We start from the raw sequence: 20,078 nt of genomic DNA on the forward strand, positions 1-20,078 counted from the left end.
TGGATGTTCAAAGGAGGAAAGAAAATGAGAGAATTAACATATTTAGAAGCAGTTCGTGAAGCAATGAGCCAAGAGATGCGTCAAAATGAAGATGTTTTTATTCTTGGTGAAGATATAGGGGTATATGGAGGAGCTTTTGGAGTTACCCGGGGAATGATTGAAGAATTTGGTCCGGAGCGAATACGAAATACGCCAATCAGCGAATCTGGGATTGCCGGTGCGGCAGTTGGTGCAGCGTTGACTGGGATGCGCCCGATTTTAGAGCTGCAGTTTTCTGATTTTATTACGATTGCGATGGATCAAATGGTGAATCAGGCCGCGAAGATTCGTTATATGTATGGCGGAAAAGGAAAAGTTCCGATGGTTTTACGTACGCCAAGCGGATCAGGTACAGGAGCAGCTGCACAGCATTCGCAAAGTTTAGAGGCTTGGGTGGCTCATGTTCCTGGTTTGAAAGTTGTTCAGCCTTCTACAGCGCATGATGTAAAAGGACTATTAAAAGCAGCGATGGATGATGATAATCCGGTGATTTTTTATGAGCATAAATTACTTTATAAAACAAAAGGGGACGTACCGGAAGAGCAATACAGCATCCCGCTGGGAAAGGCAGATATTAAGCGGGAAGGAACAGATGTAACAATCGTAGCAACAGCTATTATGGTACACCGTGCTTTAGAAGCAGCTGAGGAGCTGGAGAAGGAAGGCATCAGTGCAGAAGTTGTTGATCCGCGCACATTAGTACCGCTGGATACAGAAACAATTATTCAATCTGTTTCCAAAACATCTCGTTTAGTTGTTGTCCATGAAGCGGTAAAAAGAGGCGGTTATGGTGCAGAGATTGCCAGTATGATTGCAGAGAGTGAAGCATTTGATTATTTAGATGCGCCGATTAAACGATTGGGCGGTGCCTCTTCGCCGATTCCATATAACCCGGAATTAGAGAAAATGCATGTGCCGCAGGTTCCAGATATTATCCAGGCAGTGAAGGAAACATTAAATAAAGCATAGAAAGGAGGGATTCAGGTGGCTAAAGAAATATTTATGCCTAAGCTAAGCAGTACGATGGAAGTGGGCACCCTGCTTCAATGGTTTAAAGAAGAGGGAGATTCTGTTGAAATGGGGGAGCCCCTATTCGAAATTATGACGGATAAAATCAATATTGAAGTTGAGTCATATGAAGAGGGCATACTGCTAAAGAAATATTTTAAAGTGGATGATGAGGTCGAAGTAAATGCTTGTATTGGTTATATAGGAGAAGCAGGAGAAAAAGTTCCTGATAATCCGCCGGCAGCTTCCGAAGAATCTGAATCGGTAGAAAATGTCCAGGAAGAAGCATCTGCTGAGGGACAGGAGCAAACAGTTAGTACCGATTCTGATCAAGAAGAAAATAAGGACGGAAAAGTCAGAGCGACTCCTGCTGCCAGACGGATTTCCCGCGAGAATGATCTTTCCTTATCCGCTATTTCCGGCTCTGGTCCAAATGGAAGGGTACATCAACAGGATGTCGAAGCAGCTCTTGTCGCAGGTGTGATAGCTGTGACGCCGTTGGCAGAGAAAATAGCAGCTGACCATGGAATTGATTTAAATCAAATTACGGGTACAGGGGCGCGCGGAAAAATTGAAAAGCAGGATGTACTTTCTTATCTGGAAAAAGCAGATGAAATTTCAAAAGAAACGGAATCTGAGCCAGCAGAACGTATAAAGCTCAAAGGACTTCGTAAAGCGGTTGCTGACAAAATGGTACAAAGCGTTCAATCCATCCCGCATGTAACCTTGACAAGCGACGTGGATATGACGAATGTTATTGACCTGCGTAAATCATTGCTTCCTGTGATTGAAAAAGATACGGGATACCGGTTATCCTTTACCGAAGTGATTATAAAAGCAACTGCCAATGCACTTATGAAGCATCCAAAATTAAATGCCTCTTTAATTGGTGATGAAATTGTGATGAACAATGAAGTCAATATCGGACTGGCAGTTGCTGTAGATAATGGATTGATTGTGCCTTCTATTAAAAATGTAAATCAAAAAGGTCTGGCTGCGTTAACTCAAACTAGTAAAGAACTGGGCAAGAAGGCAAGAGAAAATAAACTAAAACCGGATGAAATGCGCGGAAGTACCTTTACCATCAGTAACTTGGGAATGTATGCCATTGATGCCTTCACTCCTATTATTAATGGACCGGAAACAGCGATTTTAGGTGTTGGAAGAATTGTTGAAAAGCCTGTTGTTGTAGATGGAGAACTGACAGCTCGTCCAATGATGGTGCTTAGTCTGTCCTTTGATCACCGTGCAATTGATGGTGCACCAGCTGCAGCATTCTTAACGGACTTGAAGGCGAATCTTGAAAATCCATACAGTTTATTAGTTTAAGGGGCGGAGTAAATGACAAAATTTGATGTAGCGATAGTTGGCAGCGGTCCCGGAGGATATGTATCGGCAATCCGAGCTGCAAAGCTGGGCTTGTCTGTTGCGCTGGTAGAAGGAAGAGACCTGGGTGGAACTTGTTTAAATCGTGGCTGTATTCCTTCTAAAACATTATTAAAAAATGCAGAAGTAATCAATCAAATAAAAGATGCGAAAAAGTTTGGAATCAAGGTTGATTCATATTCATTGGAATTAAAAACAATGATTAATAGAAAGAATCAGGTTATTCAGCAGCTACAAAACGGGATTAACAGTCTATTAAAAGCGAATAAAATAAAGCTATATTCTGGTTATGGAACAGTGGATAATCAAAAAATAATTACGGTTGATACCGGAGAGAAAACAGAAAAGCTGGAAGCGGAATCTATTATTCTGGCAAACGGCTCCAAGCCTTTTGTTCCTAACCTTTCGGGGCTTAATGAAGTTCCTTATTATACAAGTGATACGATATTCGATATAGAAGAGGTCCCGGAGCATTTAGTTATTGTCGGCGGCGGGGTCATTGGATTGGAAATCGCCTGTATTTTTCAAAGCTTAGGAACGAAAGTAGAAATTGTGGAAATGGCAGATTGTATCATTCCTGCAGAAGACAAGGAAGCAGCTGATTATCTAGCAAATGAGCTGAAAAGAAAAGGGATAGGCATGCATACCAGTGCAAAGGTGCTGGAATTGAAGAAGGATAAGAAAACGGTGGTCAAATTAGAAAAGGACGGAAAAGAAACGAGTCTGGAAACAGATAGTGTCCTTGTTTCTGTGGGACGCGAACCTAATTTGACCGGATTGAATGACCTTTCTATTAACTATGAAGGCAAATTTGTCAAAGTGGATAAATCGATGCAGACCAATGTAAAAGGGATTTATGCTATCGGAGACTTAATTGGCGGATACCAGCTTGCACATGCAGCGAGTGAAGAAGGAATTCGTGCAGTCAGTCATATTTTAGGTGAAACACATCCAAAAGATTTCATTATGCCACGCTGTATTTATACATTTCCTGAGATTGCAAGTGTTGGGATGACAGAAGAGCAGGCGAAAGCAGCGGGCTATCAGGTGAAAGCTCAAAAAGTAGACTTAGCCGCTAATGGAAAAGGAATAGCTTCTGCCGAAAACAGCGGATTTATGAAAATTATCTCCGAAGAAAAGTATGGTGAAATCCTCGGTGTGGTGCTTGCTGGCGCCCATGTGACGGAAATGATCAGTCAGGCAACTTCTTTCATGTACTTAGAAGGGACGGTAGAAGAGTTGGAGGATATGATTTTTCCGCATCCAACCTTAGCGGAGGGAATGTTTGAAGCAGCTGCAAAATGGCTGGATAAAGGGATTCATTATTAAAAAAAGAAAAGTGCTGTATATTCCATTTGTAGTCGTAATTTCATGTAGTATAGCAGCACGATTTCAACAGGATATACCATGCCTTTATAAGAGTTGATTTAAAATACAGTTGGTAACTAAACCGATCCAAAGAGCTGGATATATTTCCAGCTCTTCGGATCGGTCTTTTATTTTCGTAATGCGTTTGATTTCCCTTCTAGTCATCGTTCTAACTATACTGTTTGTTTTCAATTGTTAAGCATTTACGCCCTTATCTACAATATCCACTTTTTTTCTCTTATTTGCAATCAATGTAATCGCAAAAGATAATATAAAAGCTGCAAGCATGGCGATGATAAATCCGTATGGATTATCAGATAAAAATGGTGTGGTGAATGTTGGAACGTAGGCGGTCCCGCGAACGTCGAACAGGCCGACTAGGGCGCCGCCGACTCCGGCAGATAAAATGGCACCGGCGAATACGATTTTATTTGAGAACATGAACGGATAGGCTGCTTCCACAAATGTTCCGAATCCCATATTGATCAAGAATCCTGGGGTTGCAGCAGCTGCTTCTCCTTTCTCCCTCGGAGCAACGATGTTTGCTAAGTTGATTCCAGCAGATACCATAACTAAACCAACCATATCAATGGCTCCTAAGAAGCTTACGCCTGTTTTTTCCATTTCTAATAATACGATTGGCAAAATAGCTGCATGGTATATCCCGCCTAAAATGGCCGGCCAAATAAGCAGACCGCCTAGTAACCCCGCTAAAATAGGGTTATATGCAATGGCTGCCTCGATTGCAATTTTAATTCCATCCCCGATGAACAATGCGATCGGCGCGAATAAAAAGTAGACTAACAGCCCTGCGAATAAACCGGCTAGGCCTCCAGTGACGATATTTACGGTTGTCATCGGAAATTTCCAGCTGATGCATTTTTGAAAGAAATAATGTACGAAAACTCCTGCTAAAATACCACCAATGAGACCGCCAATAATACCGCCATTAACGGATAATACACCAGCTACAACCCCGGCTACAATTGATACCTCGTCTAAATTAGACACTTGTTTGGCGGCAATTGCAGCGATAATAATCGGAAGTGCTCCAATCATTATATCAAAAATATCTTCTAGACCACTGAATATCGGAATCTTACTTAACGCAAGAACAAGTGCCATCGCAATAAAACCAGGCAATGCAGAAACCATGATACCGCGGATATTCATATTTTTCCAAATGCTTCCGCTGTTTTCCGCATTCATTTTACTCGTGGTTCCAATAATTGGTTTATATGTTACATCCCAATATTTTGCAAGGGAGCTAGTGAAAGAAATTGCTCGCGTTCGGTTCGTTGTACCAGTTGTTCCTGATTTAGCAATAACATTCGCACCTTGTGCGCTGATGGTTGCCATGGACGTTCCGCCTGTTCCGACGATCGGTATGTTCCTTTGAATGGCTGCGTTAATGACATTTTGATTGGCGCACTTTGGATCCGCACTCATGACGATTAACCCATCAACTGTTTGATTAAGTATAAGCGCAGCTATCTGCTCGTCTGTCTGTTTTGCTTGTTCGTTTATTTGTTCTAATGTATTTGGAGGGCTTTGTGTAACTTGCCCTTCTTCATCTAGACTAAAAAGGCTTGTTTTCGAGCTTGCTTTTGCTTGGTCCATGGAAACGTCAGAAGCAATAAATTGAACGGCAGCGATGTTAAAATCTGCAGCACTGCATTGGTTTTCAATTTCGTCTAATAATTTCCTTGGATTTTTTCCTCCTAAATTGTACAGGTTGCCGCCGGAGCTACCTATGATAGCTATAGTTTTCAAGATTATTCCCCCAGTAGAAAATTTCAATAAACAGGTTTTTAACACATTAGTATTTTATCATACTAAAGCGATAAAGTCTTTAAAGATTTAAAAGAAAGTGATTTGAGCGGCTAGGGAATAGATTTCTAAGATTCTGTTTAACAGATATCTTCATATTAAATGTTTTGTATTTGTTGAAATGAAATTTAACGCAGTGTAACTGGCTGGGGCTGGGGCTGCGATCACTCGCCCCACCGAAGAACTGTTGTGCGTCGAAAAATCCCCATTGAAGGAAGTTTCACTTTATCGAATGCTGTTTTTGTTGATTGAATGATTTCATCGAATTTTGTCTTATTTTACTTTAGATTCCTCTTTTGATATAATCATCAATCATTGAGAGCAGTAAAGGAGAAGATGAAATGGATTGGATAGAAAATATAAATTGGGAGCAGCTTCTATTAGATACTGGATTTATTCTTTTAAAATTGATTGGAACGCTTATTGTATTTTATATTGTACGTGCTATTGGAAAGCGATTTATTCGGAATTCCTTTTCCAAAGCACAAGTGAAGAAAAAAATGTCGGCAGGCAGAACGAAAACGCTGCAGTCTTTAACCATTAGTACGTTTTCTTACGCTTTACTATTTGTTACGCTAGTAGTTGTTCTTGGTATTTTTGATATTAATGCCACTGGTTTAGTTGCCGGGGCTGGTGTGGTAGGACTGGCTATTGGCTTTGGTGCGCAAGGATTAGTCAGTGATGTAGTTACAGGCTTTTTCTTACTGCTGGAGAAGCAGGTGGATGTTGGTGATTATGTAACAGCTGCCGGATATGATGGGGTTGTAGAAGATGTCGGGCTCAGAACAATGCAAATTCGCGGCTTTGATGGCACGTTAAACTATGTACCTAATCGGGAAGTTACCTCCCTAAGCAACCACACCCGCGGGAATATGCAGGCTTTAGTGGATATTGTCATTCCATATAGTGATAATATTGATGAAGCAGTTGGCATTATTCAAACCGTTTGTGATGAAATGAAAGAAATGAATTCTAAAATCGTAGAAGGGCCCAATGTAATTGGTGTCCAAACGTTTGATACAGCTGCGGTAACTTTACGGGTTATTGCTAAGACAGAAATGATGGAGCAATGGGCAATAGAACGTGATTTACGAAAAGCGATTAAAGAAGCGCTTGATGCAAATCAGGACGATCCTGAAAAAACATATGCCGAACAGCCTCAGGGATAGGTGAAGGCATAAGGGAATAATTTAGTATGAAGAATAATGTTATTTTAAAACAAAAAGGCTTTCGATTAATCGATGCCTTTTTTGTTTGATTTTATTTAAAAGGGGGATAAAAGATGAAACAGGAGTGGTCTGGTGATTATAAGGAATAATCGCTGTTTATTTTCTTAATAAAAGAAATAATCTTAATTTTATAATAGGACTTTTGAATCAACTTTATTTCTGAAGCAGATGTTTTTTATTTAGACAGTCATAGATGCACGCACATCCTGTATAATAGTGTCATGATAAAGATACATATACAATTTTCTTTTACTAAGAAATAGAAAACAAACAAAATTTTGATTGCTGAGCAGGTAAGAAATAATGAGCATTTGCAAAATAAGCTTTAGGAGTGAGTTGGTTGAGAAGTATTTTTCGTAAAGATGAAAGAGAAGAGAGTTTATTGGAAAGCAGTAAAGAAGTAACTGTGGTTTTAGAGAAGCTGCAGCAAACCGATTTAGCGTTACAGCTGAAAATATCCAGGTTAACAAAGCAGGATTTGGCTGTTTCCAGATTATTGAAGCCGGTGATTCAAGAAAATATTGATATTATTATCGATGCTTTCTATGCTAATTTGGCACTTTCTCCAGAGTTAATGGATATTATCGAAGACAACAGTTCGGTCAGCCGATTAAAACAAACATTGGCAACACACGTTATAGAAATGTTTTCCGGAGAAATTAATCAAGCATTTATTGACAAGCGCCGGAGGATTGCCCAGGTGCATGTACATATTGGTTTGCAGCCTAAATGGTATATCGCTTCCTTTCAAGAGCTGTTCTTTCAAATATCCAAGCTAGTATCAGATACATATCAGGACAAAGAAAACTTTTTGTATGCGATACAGGTGGTAAATAAGCTGTTGAATTTCGAGCAGCAGATCGTCTTAGAAGCATATGAAGCAGATATTGAAGAGAAAAGAGCTGTGATGGATGAAAAGAATCAAAACCTGATTACTTCCATGAGAGAAACAGCTGAGAACTTGAGCTTCTTGTCTTCGGAAACGAATCAGTCTGTGATAAAAATGGTAGATCAAGCAAATCGAATCAATCAAATATCCAAGCAAGGGGAAGAAATTGCTGCCGCCACAAGTGAATCAGCACAGCAGGGGATGGAGCAGACACAGACAACGAATGCAGGCATGTCCCATTTGGATAAGCATATGGCACTTGTCGTAGAAAGGTTGGAACAATTAACAGGCAGTGCCGAAAAAATCAAATCGGTGATTTCTATTGTAGAGTCGATTGCGGGGCAGACAAATTTATTAGCTCTAAATGCGTCTATCGAAGCAGCAAGAGTTGGTGAGCAAGGAAAAGGCTTTGCTGTGGTAGCGGATGAGGTGCGTAAACTTGCGGAGCAATCAGCGAAAGCTGTTGCTGAAGTAAGCGATTTGATCCTGGAGACAAACGAACAGGTTGCAAATAGCCGGGAAGCGATTAGAGAAACACAGGAAGAAGTAACATCCGTCCGTGAACAAACAGCGAAAACAGCAGAAATATTAAGGAAGGTTTCGGAATCTATGGCCCGTATTTCGCAAAACAGCAGTCAGATTCAACAATCATTGGAAGAAAATCAGCACAGTATCAGTGAAGTAGAATCTTCCATGGGTGAGATTGAGAATTACTCTCTGAAATTTAATGAAATGGAATGATAGCTTGTTATTACCGCAATTTTAAAAACGCTTAAAGAATCTTGACGGAATGAGGAATATACATGAGACAATCCTATTTTTATTTAAAGCTGGAATCCCACGAGCTGCCAATGGCTTATAAAAAAGAGAACCGTCGTGTGCGGGTATTATTGCCAAAGGATTATGGGAAAGAAAAGGATCGGCATTATCCTGTTGTGTATATGCATGACGGGCAAAATGTTTTTTACAGCAGTGAAGCCTACAGCGGTTATTCATGGAAGGTGATTCCGGCAATAAAACGGAATCCGGATTTGCCCAAAATGATTATTGTCGGGATTGATAATGGCGAAAGAGACCGCATTAATGAATATACACCATGGAAAATAACGGAAAGCCCGCTCCCGGAGGATATTGAATTGGGAGGAAGAGGCGCTGAATTTGCTGAATTTATTATGACAGTAGTAAAGCCTTTTATCGATGAACATTATCGAACTAAACCAGATAAATACCATACGGCAATGATTGGCAGCTCCCTTGGCGGAAATATTTCTGCTTTTATGGGAATTGAATATAAGGATCAAATCGGCGGCCTGGGGATTTTTTCGCTTGCTAACTGGATTACTAACAAAGCATTTGACCATTATATGGAAAGAGAAACGTTAGATCCGGAACAGCGTGTGTATGTCCAAGTCGGGACAGAGGAGGGTGACGACGCGGACCGGCAATTAATGTATGGTAATATGAAGCAGGCGTATATCGACTGTTCGCTAAAGTATTATAAACAGCTGGTCAAAGGCGGTATTCCTATCGACCATATCGATTTAAATATTTTTTCGGATGAGGAGCATAATGAGGAAGCCTGGTCAAAGCATCTTCCGGAATGTTTTCGATTCTTAGGTGCAAATTGGTGATAGAGATAGCTGTTTAAAAATTGATAGAATCCGTCGGAAATCATTGTGAGTTTGAGTTGGTTCATGGTTGATTAACTTCATCAAATTGGATGAAACGGCGGTTTCTTTCGAGTATTTTTTAATTATCTAATCTTATTTGACAATTTTCTAAAAATTATATTGATTTTAAATTGAAAAAATGGTATTTTAACAGGTAATCTAATGATTTTTACCTAGGTAACGAAAGGAGAAATAATATGAATTATATCCTAATTTCACCATATTATCCCAAGAATTTTCAGACTTTTGCGCATCGTTTAAAAAGTGCAGGCGTTCAAGTATTTGGAATTGGGGAAGAGCCTTATGATCAATTAGGTTCAGAATTACAAAAATCGTTAAGCGAATATTATCGGGTCAATAGTTTAGAAAATGTTGATGAAGTAAAGCGTGCTGTAGCGTTTTTGTTTTTTAAGCATGGCCCGATTGACCGAATTGAGTCTAATAATGAACACTGGTTAGAGCTTGATGCGCAGCTTCGTGAACAATTTAATGTGTATGGGAATAAAACAGCTGACTTGAAAAAGGTAAAGTTTAAATCGGAAATGAAAAAGCTGTTTAAAAAAGCTGGTGTGCCAGTGGTAGAGGGCTATGTCGTAAAAAATAAAGAGGATTTGTCGAAAGCTGTGGAAAAATTAGGGCTTCCTGTAATTGCGAAGCCGGATAGTGGTGTCGGCTCGGCTGCGACCTTTAAATTGAGTTCAGATGAAGATATACGTCATTTTGAAGCGGAATGGCAGGAAACAACCGTTTATTTCCTGGAGCCTTATGTGGAAGGCGGAAAGCTGTGTACGTTTGATGGCCTGACGGATCAAAATGGAGATATTGCTTTTCAGACAAGTTTTACATATAATGTGCCGACATTAGAGCTCGTTCAGGGGCAGCTGGATCTATTCTATGTTATTCAGAAGGAAATTGATCCGAAGCTTGAAGCATACGGGAAAGCGATTGTGAAAATCTTTGGCATGAAGGAACGTTTTTTTCATATTGAGTTTTTCCAATTAGAAAATGGAGATTATGTGGCGCTGGAGTATAATAACCGTCTGGCTGGCGGCTACACCATTGATATGTATAACTATGCTTACTCGATTGATTTATTTGCACAGTATGCTTCTTTGGTAACAGGAAGCGGATTTAAGAAGCCGGATGTTCCGAATCAATATTGTATTGGAGTTACCCAGCGGGACGCCTATCAATACCAAAACAATACCAAAGCAATCCGTGATAAATTCGGAGACAGGGTAAAGTTTGCTGAGCGTATGCCGGAAGCATTTGCCCATCTGCAGGGAAATCAATTTTATGCAATCAATGCGGATACGGAAGAAGAGGTTAATGAAATTACTCGTTTTGTACATGAACGAAAAAAATAGAGACAGGGGATTTGACAATGCAGATGGAACAGTTAAGCCATTGGAGCGGAGAATTAGGAAGGGAGATGCCATTAAACAGATATGGACACAGCGGTACACCAATTATTGTGTTTCCATCATCCGGCGGGTCACATTATGAATACTATGATTTTGGAATGATTGATGCGTGTCAGGAATTTATTGAAGCGGGAAAGGTGCAATTTTTCGCGTTAGCCAGCGTGGATAGCGAGAGCTGGCTGCATGATTCCAAGCCGCCGCATGACCGCGCATTAGCTCATGAGGCGTACGATCGTTATGTCATTTCAGAAGCAATTCCATTTATTCAACATAAAACAAACTGGTTCCATCCAATGATGACAACCGGCTGCAGCATGGGGGCTTATCATGCGCTCAACTTTTTCTTAAGGCACCCGGATGTTTTTCAGACGACGGTGGCCCTCAGCGGTATATACGATGCACGCTTCTTTTTCGGAGATTATGGAAATGACCCGCTTGTCTATGAAAATTCACCGAGTGATTATATCTGGAATCAGAATGATGGCTGGTTTATCGATCATTACCGTTCAGCCGATATTATTGTCTGTACCGGCCTTGGGGACTGGGAGCAGGATGGACTGTCTTCATTTTATACATTGAAAAAAGCGTTTGAAGAGAAGCAGATTCCTGCCTGGTTTGATGAATGGGGCGAAGATGTTTCCCATGATTGGATTTGGTGGCGGAAGCAAATGCCTTATTATCTGGAAAAATTGTTTTCCTAAAATGCTAAAACACTAGTACAATAAAAGTGCTGGTGTTTTTTAATGGGGAAAATTTGGTAGAGGGAGCAGTTATATGCTCCCTGCTGAAAAATAGATGGATAAAGAGGTTAAAAGATGAAACGAACTAAGAAAACCAAAAACAATTTAAAAAGAGGGATTATATTAAGCGTTCTCCTGCTGGCAATGCTTTCATTGCTGATTAAAGTATATTTTGATACAAACACTTTTAAGATTAATAGAGAGCAGTTTTCCAGTGTGAAGCTGGAGGCTGGTACAGAGCTATCCGTGCTGCAAATAACGGATGTACATAGCCGTGTATTCAGAGCAGGGAATGAACAGGTGCTTGAGAAGGTAAGTGAGCTGGATGCGGATATCATTGTGCTGACAGGGGATTTGATTGACCGTAAAACAGAAGATCTGGAGATAGCCTTTGAACTGGCAGAGGCTTTAGTACAGGTAAACCCGGATACCTATTTTGTCACTGGCAATCATGAGCATGAAAATCCGGAGAAAGAGGCTTTCTTGGCCGGATTAGAGAAGAGAGGAGTACGCATTCTAAGCAATGAACATACACAATTTGAAAAAGATGGCCAGCTGTTTAATATGGTTGGCGTGAATGACGTATCCACAAATCATGAAGATATGTCTTCGGCTTTTTCCGGCTTAGATACGGATAAATATACCATTCTACTTTCTCATGCTCCCGCCGTTATTCAGAAATACCCGGAGGTTGATGCGGATATCGTGTTAAGCGGTCATACTCATGGCGGACAGGTAAGACTGCCGTTCATAGGGGCGCTTGTTGCTCCGGATGAGGGACTGCTGCCGGAATTACAGAAGGGCGTATATCCATTAGGTGATGCGCGTTATTTGTATATTGACAGCGGTCTGGGGACTTCAGCATTGCCAATACGATTTCTTAACCAGAGTCAGATCAGTTTGATTACGATTCAACCGGAACAATAGCATGAAAGAAGCAATGCCTGTTTTTTTACGAAGGTATTGCTTCTTTTTATGCTAAAAACCTGTCATTTAATTTACGGAATATATAGTGATATAATAGAAAACAAATCGCATTTACATAAAATAAAGACAGTTTAAGGGGGATTTTCTTTTTCATGGGCAACCAACAAGGGCAGAAGACAGCTAAAACGGTAAATGAGAGAAGAGAGGAGTTATTGGAGGGTTATCCCGTTTGGAATCGGGATACTATCGCTGCTCATTTTCAAAAAAGTGTGGAAGCTTATGCGGATCAAGCTTTCATGCATATTAACGGGATGACGTATACCTATCAAAATGTATGGGACCATGCTGTAGAAATAGCAAAAGCGCTTATACATAATGGAGTGAAAAGGCGCGATCATCTTGCTGTTTTGATGGATAATGATGTGGCATATCCGTCACTGATGATTGCTTCATCCATGGTCGGAGCTGTATTCATTCCGCTGAATTCCATGCTTTCGAAAGCGGAATTAACCTATATATTACGGCAGTCAGATACGAATCATTTAGTTGTGCATGAGACAGTGAAGGATAAGCAACACGCTCAAACAGTCGCAGCGTTATGGCAAACAAAAGAATTTCAAGATAATGCTTCACTGGAAAAAGTAATCTGCATGGAGACAGAAGGAGATACGGAAATCTTGGATTCCTTTATTAAATGGGAGGATTTCCTGCACGCAGGCCAGGAGGTTTCTGATAAAGAATGGAAACAGCGTTGGAATGCCTCCCTATATCCGGATGAAGCAGCTATTATTATGTACACTTCTGGTTCCACGGGAAGTCCTAAAGGAGTCATGCTGACACATGATATGCTGCTCCGCTGTGCATTTAGTACATGCTACAGCCGGGCTATTGAGAAAGGGCGGATTACATTTGCACCATTGCCGTTCTATCATTGCTTTGCCATTGTTGAAGCGATACTGGCTATGTCTTTTGTTGGCGGTTCTTTTATTTCTGCGCTTGGAGCATCCCCGTTAAAATCACTGGAATTAATGGAAAAATATCGTGCGAATGATTACTTATGTGTTCCATCTACCCTGGTAGCCTTATTAAATCATCCAAAGGTGTCAGCATTTGATTTGTCCTCGCTTTTTGCGATGTGGTGCGGGGCTGCACCTGCTCCCGTTCCCGTATGGAAAAAAGCCATGGATACGCTGGGGTTGACGGAAATGATTACCGGGTATGGACAGACGGAGGTAAGCTCCTCGGGAGTGACAACAGAACTGGGGGATTCTTTAGAAATGATTTCGACAAGAGTAGGGCGTCCTAAATTAGCAGGTTCCAGCGGGCTTTCGGAGTTCCAAGGACATGCAACAGAATATAAAACCATCGATCCGCAAAATGGAAAGGATTTAGAAGCGGGAGCTGTTGGGGAATTAACTGTCCGCGGCCCATCTGTGACGAGCGGATACTATAATAAGCCTGAAGAAACAACGGCAGTTATTGATAAAGATGGCTGGCTGCGTACCGGCGATGTCGGAAGAATAGATGAAAATGGCTATGTACAGCTTTTAGGTCGCAGTAAAGAAATGTATAAGGTTTCTGGAGAGCTGGTTGCTCCAAGAGAAGTAGAGGCGGTTATTTCCGAACATCCAGCCGTTGCACAAGCGGGTGTGATAGGGGTTCCTGATTCGATGACAACAGAAATTGGGGCTGCGTTTATTGAAGTGTATGATGGAGAAGCTGTTACGAGAAAAGAAATCGTCCAGTGGTGTGCAGATAAGCTGGCACGTTTTAAAATATCTAGATATGTCTGGGTTATATCAGCTTCTGCTTGGCCGCTGACAAGCACTGGAAAAATTCAAAAATTTCGTTTGCAGGAAATGGCGGAGGAGAAGTTAAACCGCCCATAATAAGTAAGATAGAGAAACGTATAGGAGGAAATAGGAATGGCACAAGAATGGCATCAGCACCAAATGCGAGTGCAATACAAGGATACAGATCAAATGGGGGTTGTTCATCACGGGAACTATATTACCTGGTTTGAGGTAGCGCGGACAGAGTGGATGAGGCATTTTGATATGTCCTATCATGCGATTGAAGAAGAGGGGCTGCTTTTACCGGTATTGGACGTGAATGCTGTATATAAAAGCTCAGCAAGATTTGATGATTTGGTTGTATTGTTCACACGTATTGAGCAGTATTCCCCGATCCGGTTAGTTTTTGAATATGAAGCGAGAAGAATAACGGAAGAAGATTGGAAAGCTAACGGGTTAAATCATGCTACAGCGGATGAACCTTACGGGGAATTACTCACCACGGGAAAAACAACACATATGTGGGTGAATAAGGAGTGGAAACCGGTGAAGCTTCGAAAAACACATCCAGAACTGTATGAAAAAATACAGCGAATTGCTGACTAGAGGAATAGGGAGGAAGCTCAAAATGGAATACGATGTGATTATTATTGGTGCGGGATCCATGGGGATGTCGGCAGGCTATTATTTAACAGAAGCGGGCCAAACAGTGGCGCTTATTGATTCCGATGACCCTCCGCATGAAGAGGGTTCTCATCATGGGGAAACAAGACTGATCCGTCATGCCTACGGAGAAGGCGGAAATTATGTTCCATTGGCATTACATGCACAAAAGCTGTGGGAAGAGCTGGATGAGAAAACGGAGGAACGCATATTTTTAAAGACTGGTGTTCTAAATTTTGGTGCAAAAGGAAATGTGTTTTTGGAGACCGTTCAAAAATCAGCAGAGGAATATCAGCTTCCGCTGGATGTCATGACAGCAGAAGAAATTAACAATCGCTGGCCGGGATTTCAATTAGATGCTGACGCTGTCGGCTATTTTGAGAGAAATTCGGGCGTATTGTTCAGTGAAAATGCTGTTCGCGCCTATCGGATCTTAGCAGAAAAAAATGGTGCGGATTTATATACAAACAGATCTGTTCAAGCAATTGAAACAACAGCTGATCAAGTTACAGTAAAATTAACCGATGGCGAAATAAAAGGGAAGAAGCTACTTATCTCTGCCGGAAAGGGTACCAATCAAGTGACAAAGCTGCTCGATATCTCGCTGCCTCTTACGCCTGTGCGGAAGACATTCTCCTGGTTTACGGCAGCTGAAGTAGCGAATTATACGGAAGAATCGTTTCCGGGCTGGGGACATGTTGACCAGGAAAGTACATATTATGGTTTTCCGAGTATCGATAGCGCCGGATTGAAAATTGGCAGACATGATGCAGGGCATCCTTTAGAGGACCCGGGAGAGCTGGCTCCGTTTGGAACATATTCTGAAGATAAACAGGAGACACTTGCCTTTGCGCGTAAGCATTTCTCGAAGGATATAGACCTTAAAGAAGGTAGGGTGTGTACATATACAAACACACCTGATGAAGATTTTATTATAGATTATTTGCCGGGGCATACCAATACCAATATTGTCGTTGCCTGCGGATTTTCCGGTCATGGTTTTAAATTTGCCAGCGGAATTGGGGAAAGCTTAGCCAGGTTATTAACGGATAGGGAACTGGCAGTGAGTTTAGAAAGCTTCCAGCTAAATAGATTTGATGGGTATCAATAGAATGAAAACAAAGGTGCACCCGCTTGTTTAATAGGATACACCTTTGTTTTTAAGTATTTGCTTTCTCTTGATCTACTAAATGACAAGCTACAAAATGCCCTGGCTCTCTTTCCTTGAATACTGGTGTTTCATTTTTACAAATATCCATAGCAAATGGACAGCGAGTATGAAATTTGCATCCGGAAGGGGGAGATGCGGGATTAGGCAAATCTCCTTTCAACAAAATACGTTCGCGCCGTTTGGTCGGGTCAGGAATAGGAACCGCAGACAGCAATGCTTTTGTATAAGGATGCTGCGGGTTCTCGTATAATTGATCCCTGCTGGCCAGTTCCATCATGGTACCCAAATACAGTACACCTATCCGGGAGCATAGATGCTCTACCACACTTAAATCATGAGAAATAAATAGATAGGATAAGTTTCTTTTTTCCTGCAGTTCTTGAAAAAGGTTAATAATTTGCGCTTGTATGGATACATCTAGTGCGGAAACTGGCTCGTCCGCTACAATAAATTCCGGGTTCATAATCATCGCACGGGCGATGCCGATTCGCTGACGCTGACCGCCGCTGAATTCATGCGGATATTTATTGATATGGTACGTCGGCAGTCCGCATAGTTCCATTGTTTCCATCACTTTTTCCTTCACATTCTTTTTTGTTGCTAAGCCGTGGTCCAGTAAAGGCTCTGCAAGGGCATCGCCAATCCGTAACCGCGGATTTAAAGAGCTGAATGGGTCTTGAAAGACAAATTGCATCTTCGTACGCAAGTGACGCATTTCTTTTTTATCTAATTCAAAAACATTTTTTCCATGATATTTGATTTCTCCATTGGAAATATCTTGAAGGCGCAGAATTGATTTACCAATGGTGCTTTTCCCGCTACCAGATTCTCCGACTAGTCCAAATGTTTCTCCTTCTTTAATATGAAAAGTCACATTATCAACGGCTTTGATATACTCATTGTTTTTACTAAACATTTTTTCTTTTGTTTTATATTTTTTCTCGAGCTGATGGACTTGAATAAGCGATTCCTGCGTCATTTGTGTACCACCTCATTTTCGTAAAGCCAGCAGGCGACTTTATGTTCACTGCTGTCATCGCTTTTTAGCTCGGGTGTTTGCTGTGTGCAAATCTTCATGCAGTGTTCACAGCGGTCAGCAAAGTAGCAGGAGGGCTTTAAATCAACCAGCTTCGGAACCTGCCCTGGAATGGTATACAGTTTTTTCTTTCGGGATCCGAGGACGGGCTTGGCTTGCAATAAACCCTTTGTGTAAGGGTGCTTCGGATTAGCAAATATCTCTTCCACCGTGCCTTGCTCAACTACTTTACCGGCATACATTACTACAACCCTGTCTGCTACTTCAGCTACGACACCAAGATCATGTGTAATCAGCAGCATGGACATATTTGTTTCTTCCTTTAAATCCTGTAATAAATTCAATACCTGTGCTTGTATCGTGACATCGAGCGCTGTTGTCGGTTCATCTGCAATAAGCACCTTCGGGTCGCAGGCAAGGGCAATGGCAATCATTACGCGTTGAAGCATGCCCCCCGACAATTGATGCGGATAGGATTTGATAATTTGTTCACCGCGTCCAATACCAACCATTTTTATCAGTTCAAGTGATTTCTTTGTTGCTTGTTTTTTGGAAATCGCCTGATGCTCTAATAAGACTTCTGTCATTTGTTCTCCTATTGTCATAACAGGGTTTAGGGAAGTCATTGGCTCTTGAAAAATCATAGATAGCTCATTTCCCCGAATTCTGCGCATATTTCCTTTCGAAAGCTTGGTGAGATCTTTACCTGCTAAATTTATTTCTCCTTCTACCTTTGATGTATCGGGAAGCAGCCCCATAATAGACATGGCTGTAACACTTTTTCCACATCCAGATTCTCCGACGATGCAGACAGTTTCTCCTTGATAAACGTCAAAGTTGATTCCATCCACAGCTTTTACCAATCCGTCTTCTGATTGAAAGTGTGCTTTTAACTGATGAACGGATAAAAGCGGTTCTTGTTGTGCCATGTAATTACCTTCCTTTCATGTTTGGATCAATGGAGTCGCGCAGTCCATCGCCTAATAGATTTACCGCAATAACCGTAATGAAAATGGCTACACCAGGAGGAATCCAAAGCCATGGTCTGTTGGTAAAATCGATTAACGTATTCGCTGTATTAATCATGTTTCCCCATGAGGCAGTCGGCGGGACAACACCCAATCCGAAGAAGCTTAATACCGATTCGCTTAAAATAGCTCCCCCGACACTTAATGTAGCCGTTACAATTAATAAAGGAACGACGTTTGGGAGAAGATGATTTAATACTTTTCGTTTATCACGCAGCCCCAATACTTCGGTTGCTACCATAAACTCTCTTTCTCTTAAACTGAGAACCTGGCTGCGGATCAATCGCGCGAGGCTTGGCCAGTTTACCAGACTTAACATAATCATAACAATATATAATCTTTGCTCTGCCGGCACCTGCCACTCTGACATAATAGCAGCCATGATAAAAAGAAGCGGAAGGCCGGGTAAAGTCATTAAAATATCAGCAAGACGCATTACAATTTGGTCGATAATACCACCATAATATCCTGCTAGAATACCAAGAATGCCGCCAATTGTTACGGCCAGGAACATTGCCCCGATTCCGACAGTCAAGGAAATTCTGCCGGCCAGCATTAATCTGGTAAGTACATCTCTTCCTAAGTGATCCGTACCAAGCCAGTGTGATAAATTAGGGGCCTGGTGAATAGCTTGCGAGTTAGTGCCAGCAGTCATATATGGGGAAAAGAAAGGCCCGACGAAACTGAATAAAAACACTAATAAAAGAATAAGTAATCCGGCAATAGCCATTTTTCTTTTTAAAAAACGTTTCAAAACTTCTTTCCATAAAGAAGATTTTTGAACAGTGTGACCTGATTGAATCATTTCATTACTTGAATAAGCCATTGTGCTCGCCCCCTCTACTATTTAACTCTGACACGAGGGTCAGCAATTCCATATAGAATATCTGCGATTAAATTACTAATAACAGTTAGTACAGCAATAAACATGGTAAAGCCCATTAATAAAGGGTAATCCCTTACAGAAAAAGCCTGCATATAGATAGCGCCGATTCCCGGCCAGTTGAAAATCTGCTCTGTGATAATTGCTCCGCTGAATAGTGCCGGAAGCTCAAAAGCAAATAAAGTGATGGCGGGGAGAAGGGCATTTCTTAATGCGTGTTTATAAATAACAACTTTTTCCTTTAACCCTTTTGCTCTTGCGGTACGCACAAAATCCTGTTTTACTACTTCCAGCATATTTGTTCGGAAATACCTGGTCAGGCCGCCAATTCCAAGCATGGTCAAAACAATGACAGGAAGCACCATATGCTCTGCGATATCTTTTATACGGGCCCAACCAGTATAATCCGCTCCTGAAGTTGTCATACCGCCGGCAGGAAACCAGCCTAGGTCAACAGCAAAAAATTTAATAGCGATTAGACCGAGAAAGAAAGAGGGGATGGCCATCGCTCCGAAAACAAGAATCGTCACAAAGGAATCAAAAAAAGAATATTGTTTCGTTGCTGAGATAACCCCGATAACAAGTGCGATTCCCCATGTTAAGAATAAAGATGCAAAAGCAACGATAAAAGAGCTCCATATGTAATCATTAAGAACTTCCGTAACAGGTCGCTGGAATTGAAGGGAGTAACCTAAATCTCCCTGAAATAAATTTCCCAGCCAAATAAAGTAGCGGGTAATGGTAGGCTGGTCAAAACCGTACAGGGCATATAATTCCGCTTTTCTTTCCGCTGTTAAATTTGGATCCGTATCAATGAAATTTCCTGGAATCAAGGAATACAAAAAGAAAATAAGAATAGATGCGCCAATCAGCGTTGGGATTAAATAAAGTAACCGTTTGACAAAATAATTGTTCATGTTGATGCCCTCCTTTTAACTCATGATTGATACAAGGCTGCAAATTTTAAAAAACAATATGTAAAAAGTTATTATTT

At 41.2% G+C, this 20,078-nt stretch carries 17 protein-coding genes; 12 read left to right on the top strand and 5 right to left on the bottom strand.

Going from position 1 to position 20,078, the window contains the following annotated elements:
* Positions 1-24 precede the first annotated feature (24 nt).
* From MKY45_RS10575 to lpdA, 3 genes are read left to right on the top strand one after another with little or no spacing between them, the layout of a single operon-like run.
* Positions 25-1,008 (top strand): alpha-ketoacid dehydrogenase subunit beta, encoded by a 984-nt coding sequence (locus tag MKY45_RS10575; protein ID WP_042533643.1) that lies wholly within the window; start codon positions 25-27, stop codon positions 1,006-1,008.
* A gap of 15 nt (positions 1,009-1,023) precedes the next feature.
* Positions 1,024-2,376 (top strand): dihydrolipoamide acetyltransferase family protein, encoded by a 1,353-nt coding sequence (locus MKY45_RS10580; protein WP_042533644.1) that lies wholly within the window; start codon positions 1,024-1,026, stop codon positions 2,374-2,376.
* Positions 2,377-2,388: 12 nt separating this feature from the next.
* Positions 2,389-3,762, top strand: a complete 1,374-nt coding sequence (gene lpdA, locus MKY45_RS10585) for a dihydrolipoyl dehydrogenase (RefSeq protein WP_341172907.1) — start codon at positions 2,389-2,391, stop codon at positions 3,760-3,762.
* A 234-nt stretch (positions 3,763-3,996) separates the two neighbouring features.
* Here lpdA and MKY45_RS10590 read toward each other — a convergent pair whose 3' ends face one another.
* Positions 3,997-5,574 (bottom strand): PTS sugar transporter, encoded by a 1,578-nt coding sequence (locus MKY45_RS10590; protein ID WP_193062004.1) that lies wholly within the window; start codon positions 5,572-5,574, stop codon positions 3,997-3,999.
* Positions 5,575-5,972: 398 nt separating this feature from the next.
* Here MKY45_RS10590 and MKY45_RS10595 point away from each other — a divergent pair, with 398 nt between their 5' ends.
* The 9 genes from MKY45_RS10595 to solA all read left to right on the top strand — a co-directional run bounded on the left by MKY45_RS10595 (position 5,973) and on the right by solA (position 16,077).
* Entirely contained in the window at positions 5,973-6,800 is an 828-nt protein-coding gene (locus MKY45_RS10595) for a mechanosensitive ion channel family protein (RefSeq protein ID WP_193062005.1), read from the top strand.
* Between the two features lie 400 nt (positions 6,801-7,200).
* Positions 7,201-8,490 (top strand): globin-coupled sensor protein, encoded by a 1,290-nt coding sequence (locus tag MKY45_RS10600; protein ID WP_256706176.1) that lies wholly within the window; start codon positions 7,201-7,203, stop codon positions 8,488-8,490.
* Positions 8,491-8,552: 62 nt separating this feature from the next.
* Positions 8,553-9,380 carry an alpha/beta hydrolase gene (locus MKY45_RS10605; protein ID WP_042533648.1) on the top strand — a complete coding sequence of 276 codons (828 nt, stop codon included), beginning with the start codon at positions 8,553-8,555 and terminating at the stop codon, positions 9,378-9,380.
* Between the two features lie 236 nt (positions 9,381-9,616).
* Positions 9,617-10,786, top strand: a complete 1,170-nt coding sequence (locus MKY45_RS10610) for an ATP-grasp domain-containing protein (protein WP_193062008.1) — start codon at positions 9,617-9,619, stop codon at positions 10,784-10,786.
* A gap of 17 nt (positions 10,787-10,803) precedes the next feature.
* Positions 10,804-11,544, top strand: a complete 741-nt coding sequence (locus tag MKY45_RS10615) for an esterase family protein (protein ID WP_341172908.1) — start codon at positions 10,804-10,806, stop codon at positions 11,542-11,544.
* Between the two features lie 114 nt (positions 11,545-11,658).
* On the top strand, positions 11,659-12,510 hold the full coding sequence (locus tag MKY45_RS10620) for a metallophosphoesterase (RefSeq protein WP_341172909.1): 852 nt from the start codon (positions 11,659-11,661) through the stop codon (positions 12,508-12,510).
* Positions 12,511-12,662: 152 nt separating this feature from the next.
* Entirely contained in the window at positions 12,663-14,399 is a 1,737-nt protein-coding gene (locus MKY45_RS10625) for a class I adenylate-forming enzyme family protein (RefSeq protein ID WP_341172910.1), read from the top strand.
* Positions 14,400-14,435: 36 nt separating this feature from the next.
* A complete protein-coding gene (locus MKY45_RS10630) occupies positions 14,436-14,909 on the top strand; it encodes an acyl-CoA thioesterase (protein WP_256706179.1) in 474 nt (157 codons plus the stop codon).
* Between the two features lie 22 nt (positions 14,910-14,931).
* Complete coding sequence (gene solA / locus MKY45_RS10635; RefSeq protein WP_341172911.1) at positions 14,932-16,077, top strand: N-methyl-L-tryptophan oxidase; 1,146 nt, start codon at positions 14,932-14,934, stop codon at positions 16,075-16,077.
* Positions 16,078-16,126: 49 nt separating this feature from the next.
* On the opposite strand, the gene MKY45_RS10640 is transcribed toward solA, so the two are convergent.
* The 4 genes from MKY45_RS10640 to MKY45_RS10655 are packed head-to-tail and all read right to left on the bottom strand — an operon-like array spanning position 16,127 to position 20,001.
* On the bottom strand, positions 16,127-17,116 hold the full coding sequence (locus MKY45_RS10640) for an ABC transporter ATP-binding protein (protein WP_042533655.1): 990 nt from the start codon (positions 17,114-17,116) through the stop codon (positions 16,127-16,129).
* Positions 17,113-18,102, bottom strand: coding sequence for an ABC transporter ATP-binding protein (locus MKY45_RS10645; protein ID WP_256706181.1), 990 nt, complete (start codon positions 18,100-18,102; stop codon positions 17,113-17,115). The genes MKY45_RS10640 and MKY45_RS10645 overlap by 4 nt, the downstream gene beginning before the upstream one ends.
* Before the next feature lie 4 nt (positions 18,103-18,106).
* Positions 18,107-19,027 (bottom strand): oligopeptide ABC transporter permease, encoded by a 921-nt coding sequence (opp4C, locus tag MKY45_RS10650; RefSeq protein WP_256706182.1) that lies wholly within the window; start codon positions 19,025-19,027, stop codon positions 18,107-18,109.
* Between the two features lie 17 nt (positions 19,028-19,044).
* Positions 19,045-20,001: an ABC transporter permease gene (locus MKY45_RS10655; RefSeq protein ID WP_042533658.1), complete on the bottom strand. Its 957-nt coding sequence runs from the start codon at positions 19,999-20,001 to the stop codon at positions 19,045-19,047.
* Positions 20,002-20,078 lie beyond the last annotated feature (77 nt).

The sequence above is a fragment of the Oceanobacillus sp. FSL K6-0251 genome (genome assembly GCF_038004725.1).
In the GTDB taxonomy this organism is placed as follows: domain Bacteria; phylum Bacillota; class Bacilli; order Bacillales; family Amphibacillaceae; genus Oceanobacillus; species Oceanobacillus oncorhynchi.

Bases quoted from the DNA above. Each gene is read 5' to 3' on its own strand.
- lpdA (WP_341172907.1), top strand. From the start codon at position 2,389: ATGACAAAATTTGATGTAGCGATAGTTGGCAGCGGTCCCGGAGGATAT.
- MKY45_RS10625 (WP_341172910.1), top strand. From the start codon at position 12,663: ATGGGCAACCAACAAGGGCAGAAGACAGCTAAAACGGTAAATGAGAGA.
- MKY45_RS10610 (WP_193062008.1), top strand. From the start codon at position 9,617: ATGAATTATATCCTAATTTCACCATATTATCCCAAGAATTTTCAGACT.
- MKY45_RS10640 (WP_042533655.1), bottom strand. From the start codon at position 17,116: ATGACGCAGGAATCGCTTATTCAAGTCCATCAGCTCGAGAAAAAATAT.
- MKY45_RS10605 (WP_042533648.1), top strand. From the start codon at position 8,553: ATGAGACAATCCTATTTTTATTTAAAGCTGGAATCCCACGAGCTGCCA.
- MKY45_RS10630 (WP_256706179.1), top strand. From the start codon at position 14,436: ATGGCACAAGAATGGCATCAGCACCAAATGCGAGTGCAATACAAGGAT.
- solA (WP_341172911.1), top strand. From the start codon at position 14,932: ATGGAATACGATGTGATTATTATTGGTGCGGGATCCATGGGGATGTCG.
- MKY45_RS10645 (WP_256706181.1), bottom strand. From the start codon at position 18,102: ATGGCACAACAAGAACCGCTTTTATCCGTTCATCAGTTAAAAGCACAC.
- MKY45_RS10620 (WP_341172909.1), top strand. From the start codon at position 11,659: ATGAAACGAACTAAGAAAACCAAAAACAATTTAAAAAGAGGGATTATA.
- MKY45_RS10655 (WP_042533658.1), bottom strand. From the start codon at position 20,001: ATGAACAATTATTTTGTCAAACGGTTACTTTATTTAATCCCAACGCTG.
- MKY45_RS10595 (WP_193062005.1), top strand. From the start codon at position 5,973: ATGGATTGGATAGAAAATATAAATTGGGAGCAGCTTCTATTAGATACT.
- MKY45_RS10575 (WP_042533643.1), top strand. From the start codon at position 25: ATGAGAGAATTAACATATTTAGAAGCAGTTCGTGAAGCAATGAGCCAA.
- MKY45_RS10615 (WP_341172908.1), top strand. From the start codon at position 10,804: ATGCAGATGGAACAGTTAAGCCATTGGAGCGGAGAATTAGGAAGGGAG.
- opp4C (WP_256706182.1), bottom strand. From the start codon at position 19,027: ATGGCTTATTCAAGTAATGAAATGATTCAATCAGGTCACACTGTTCAA.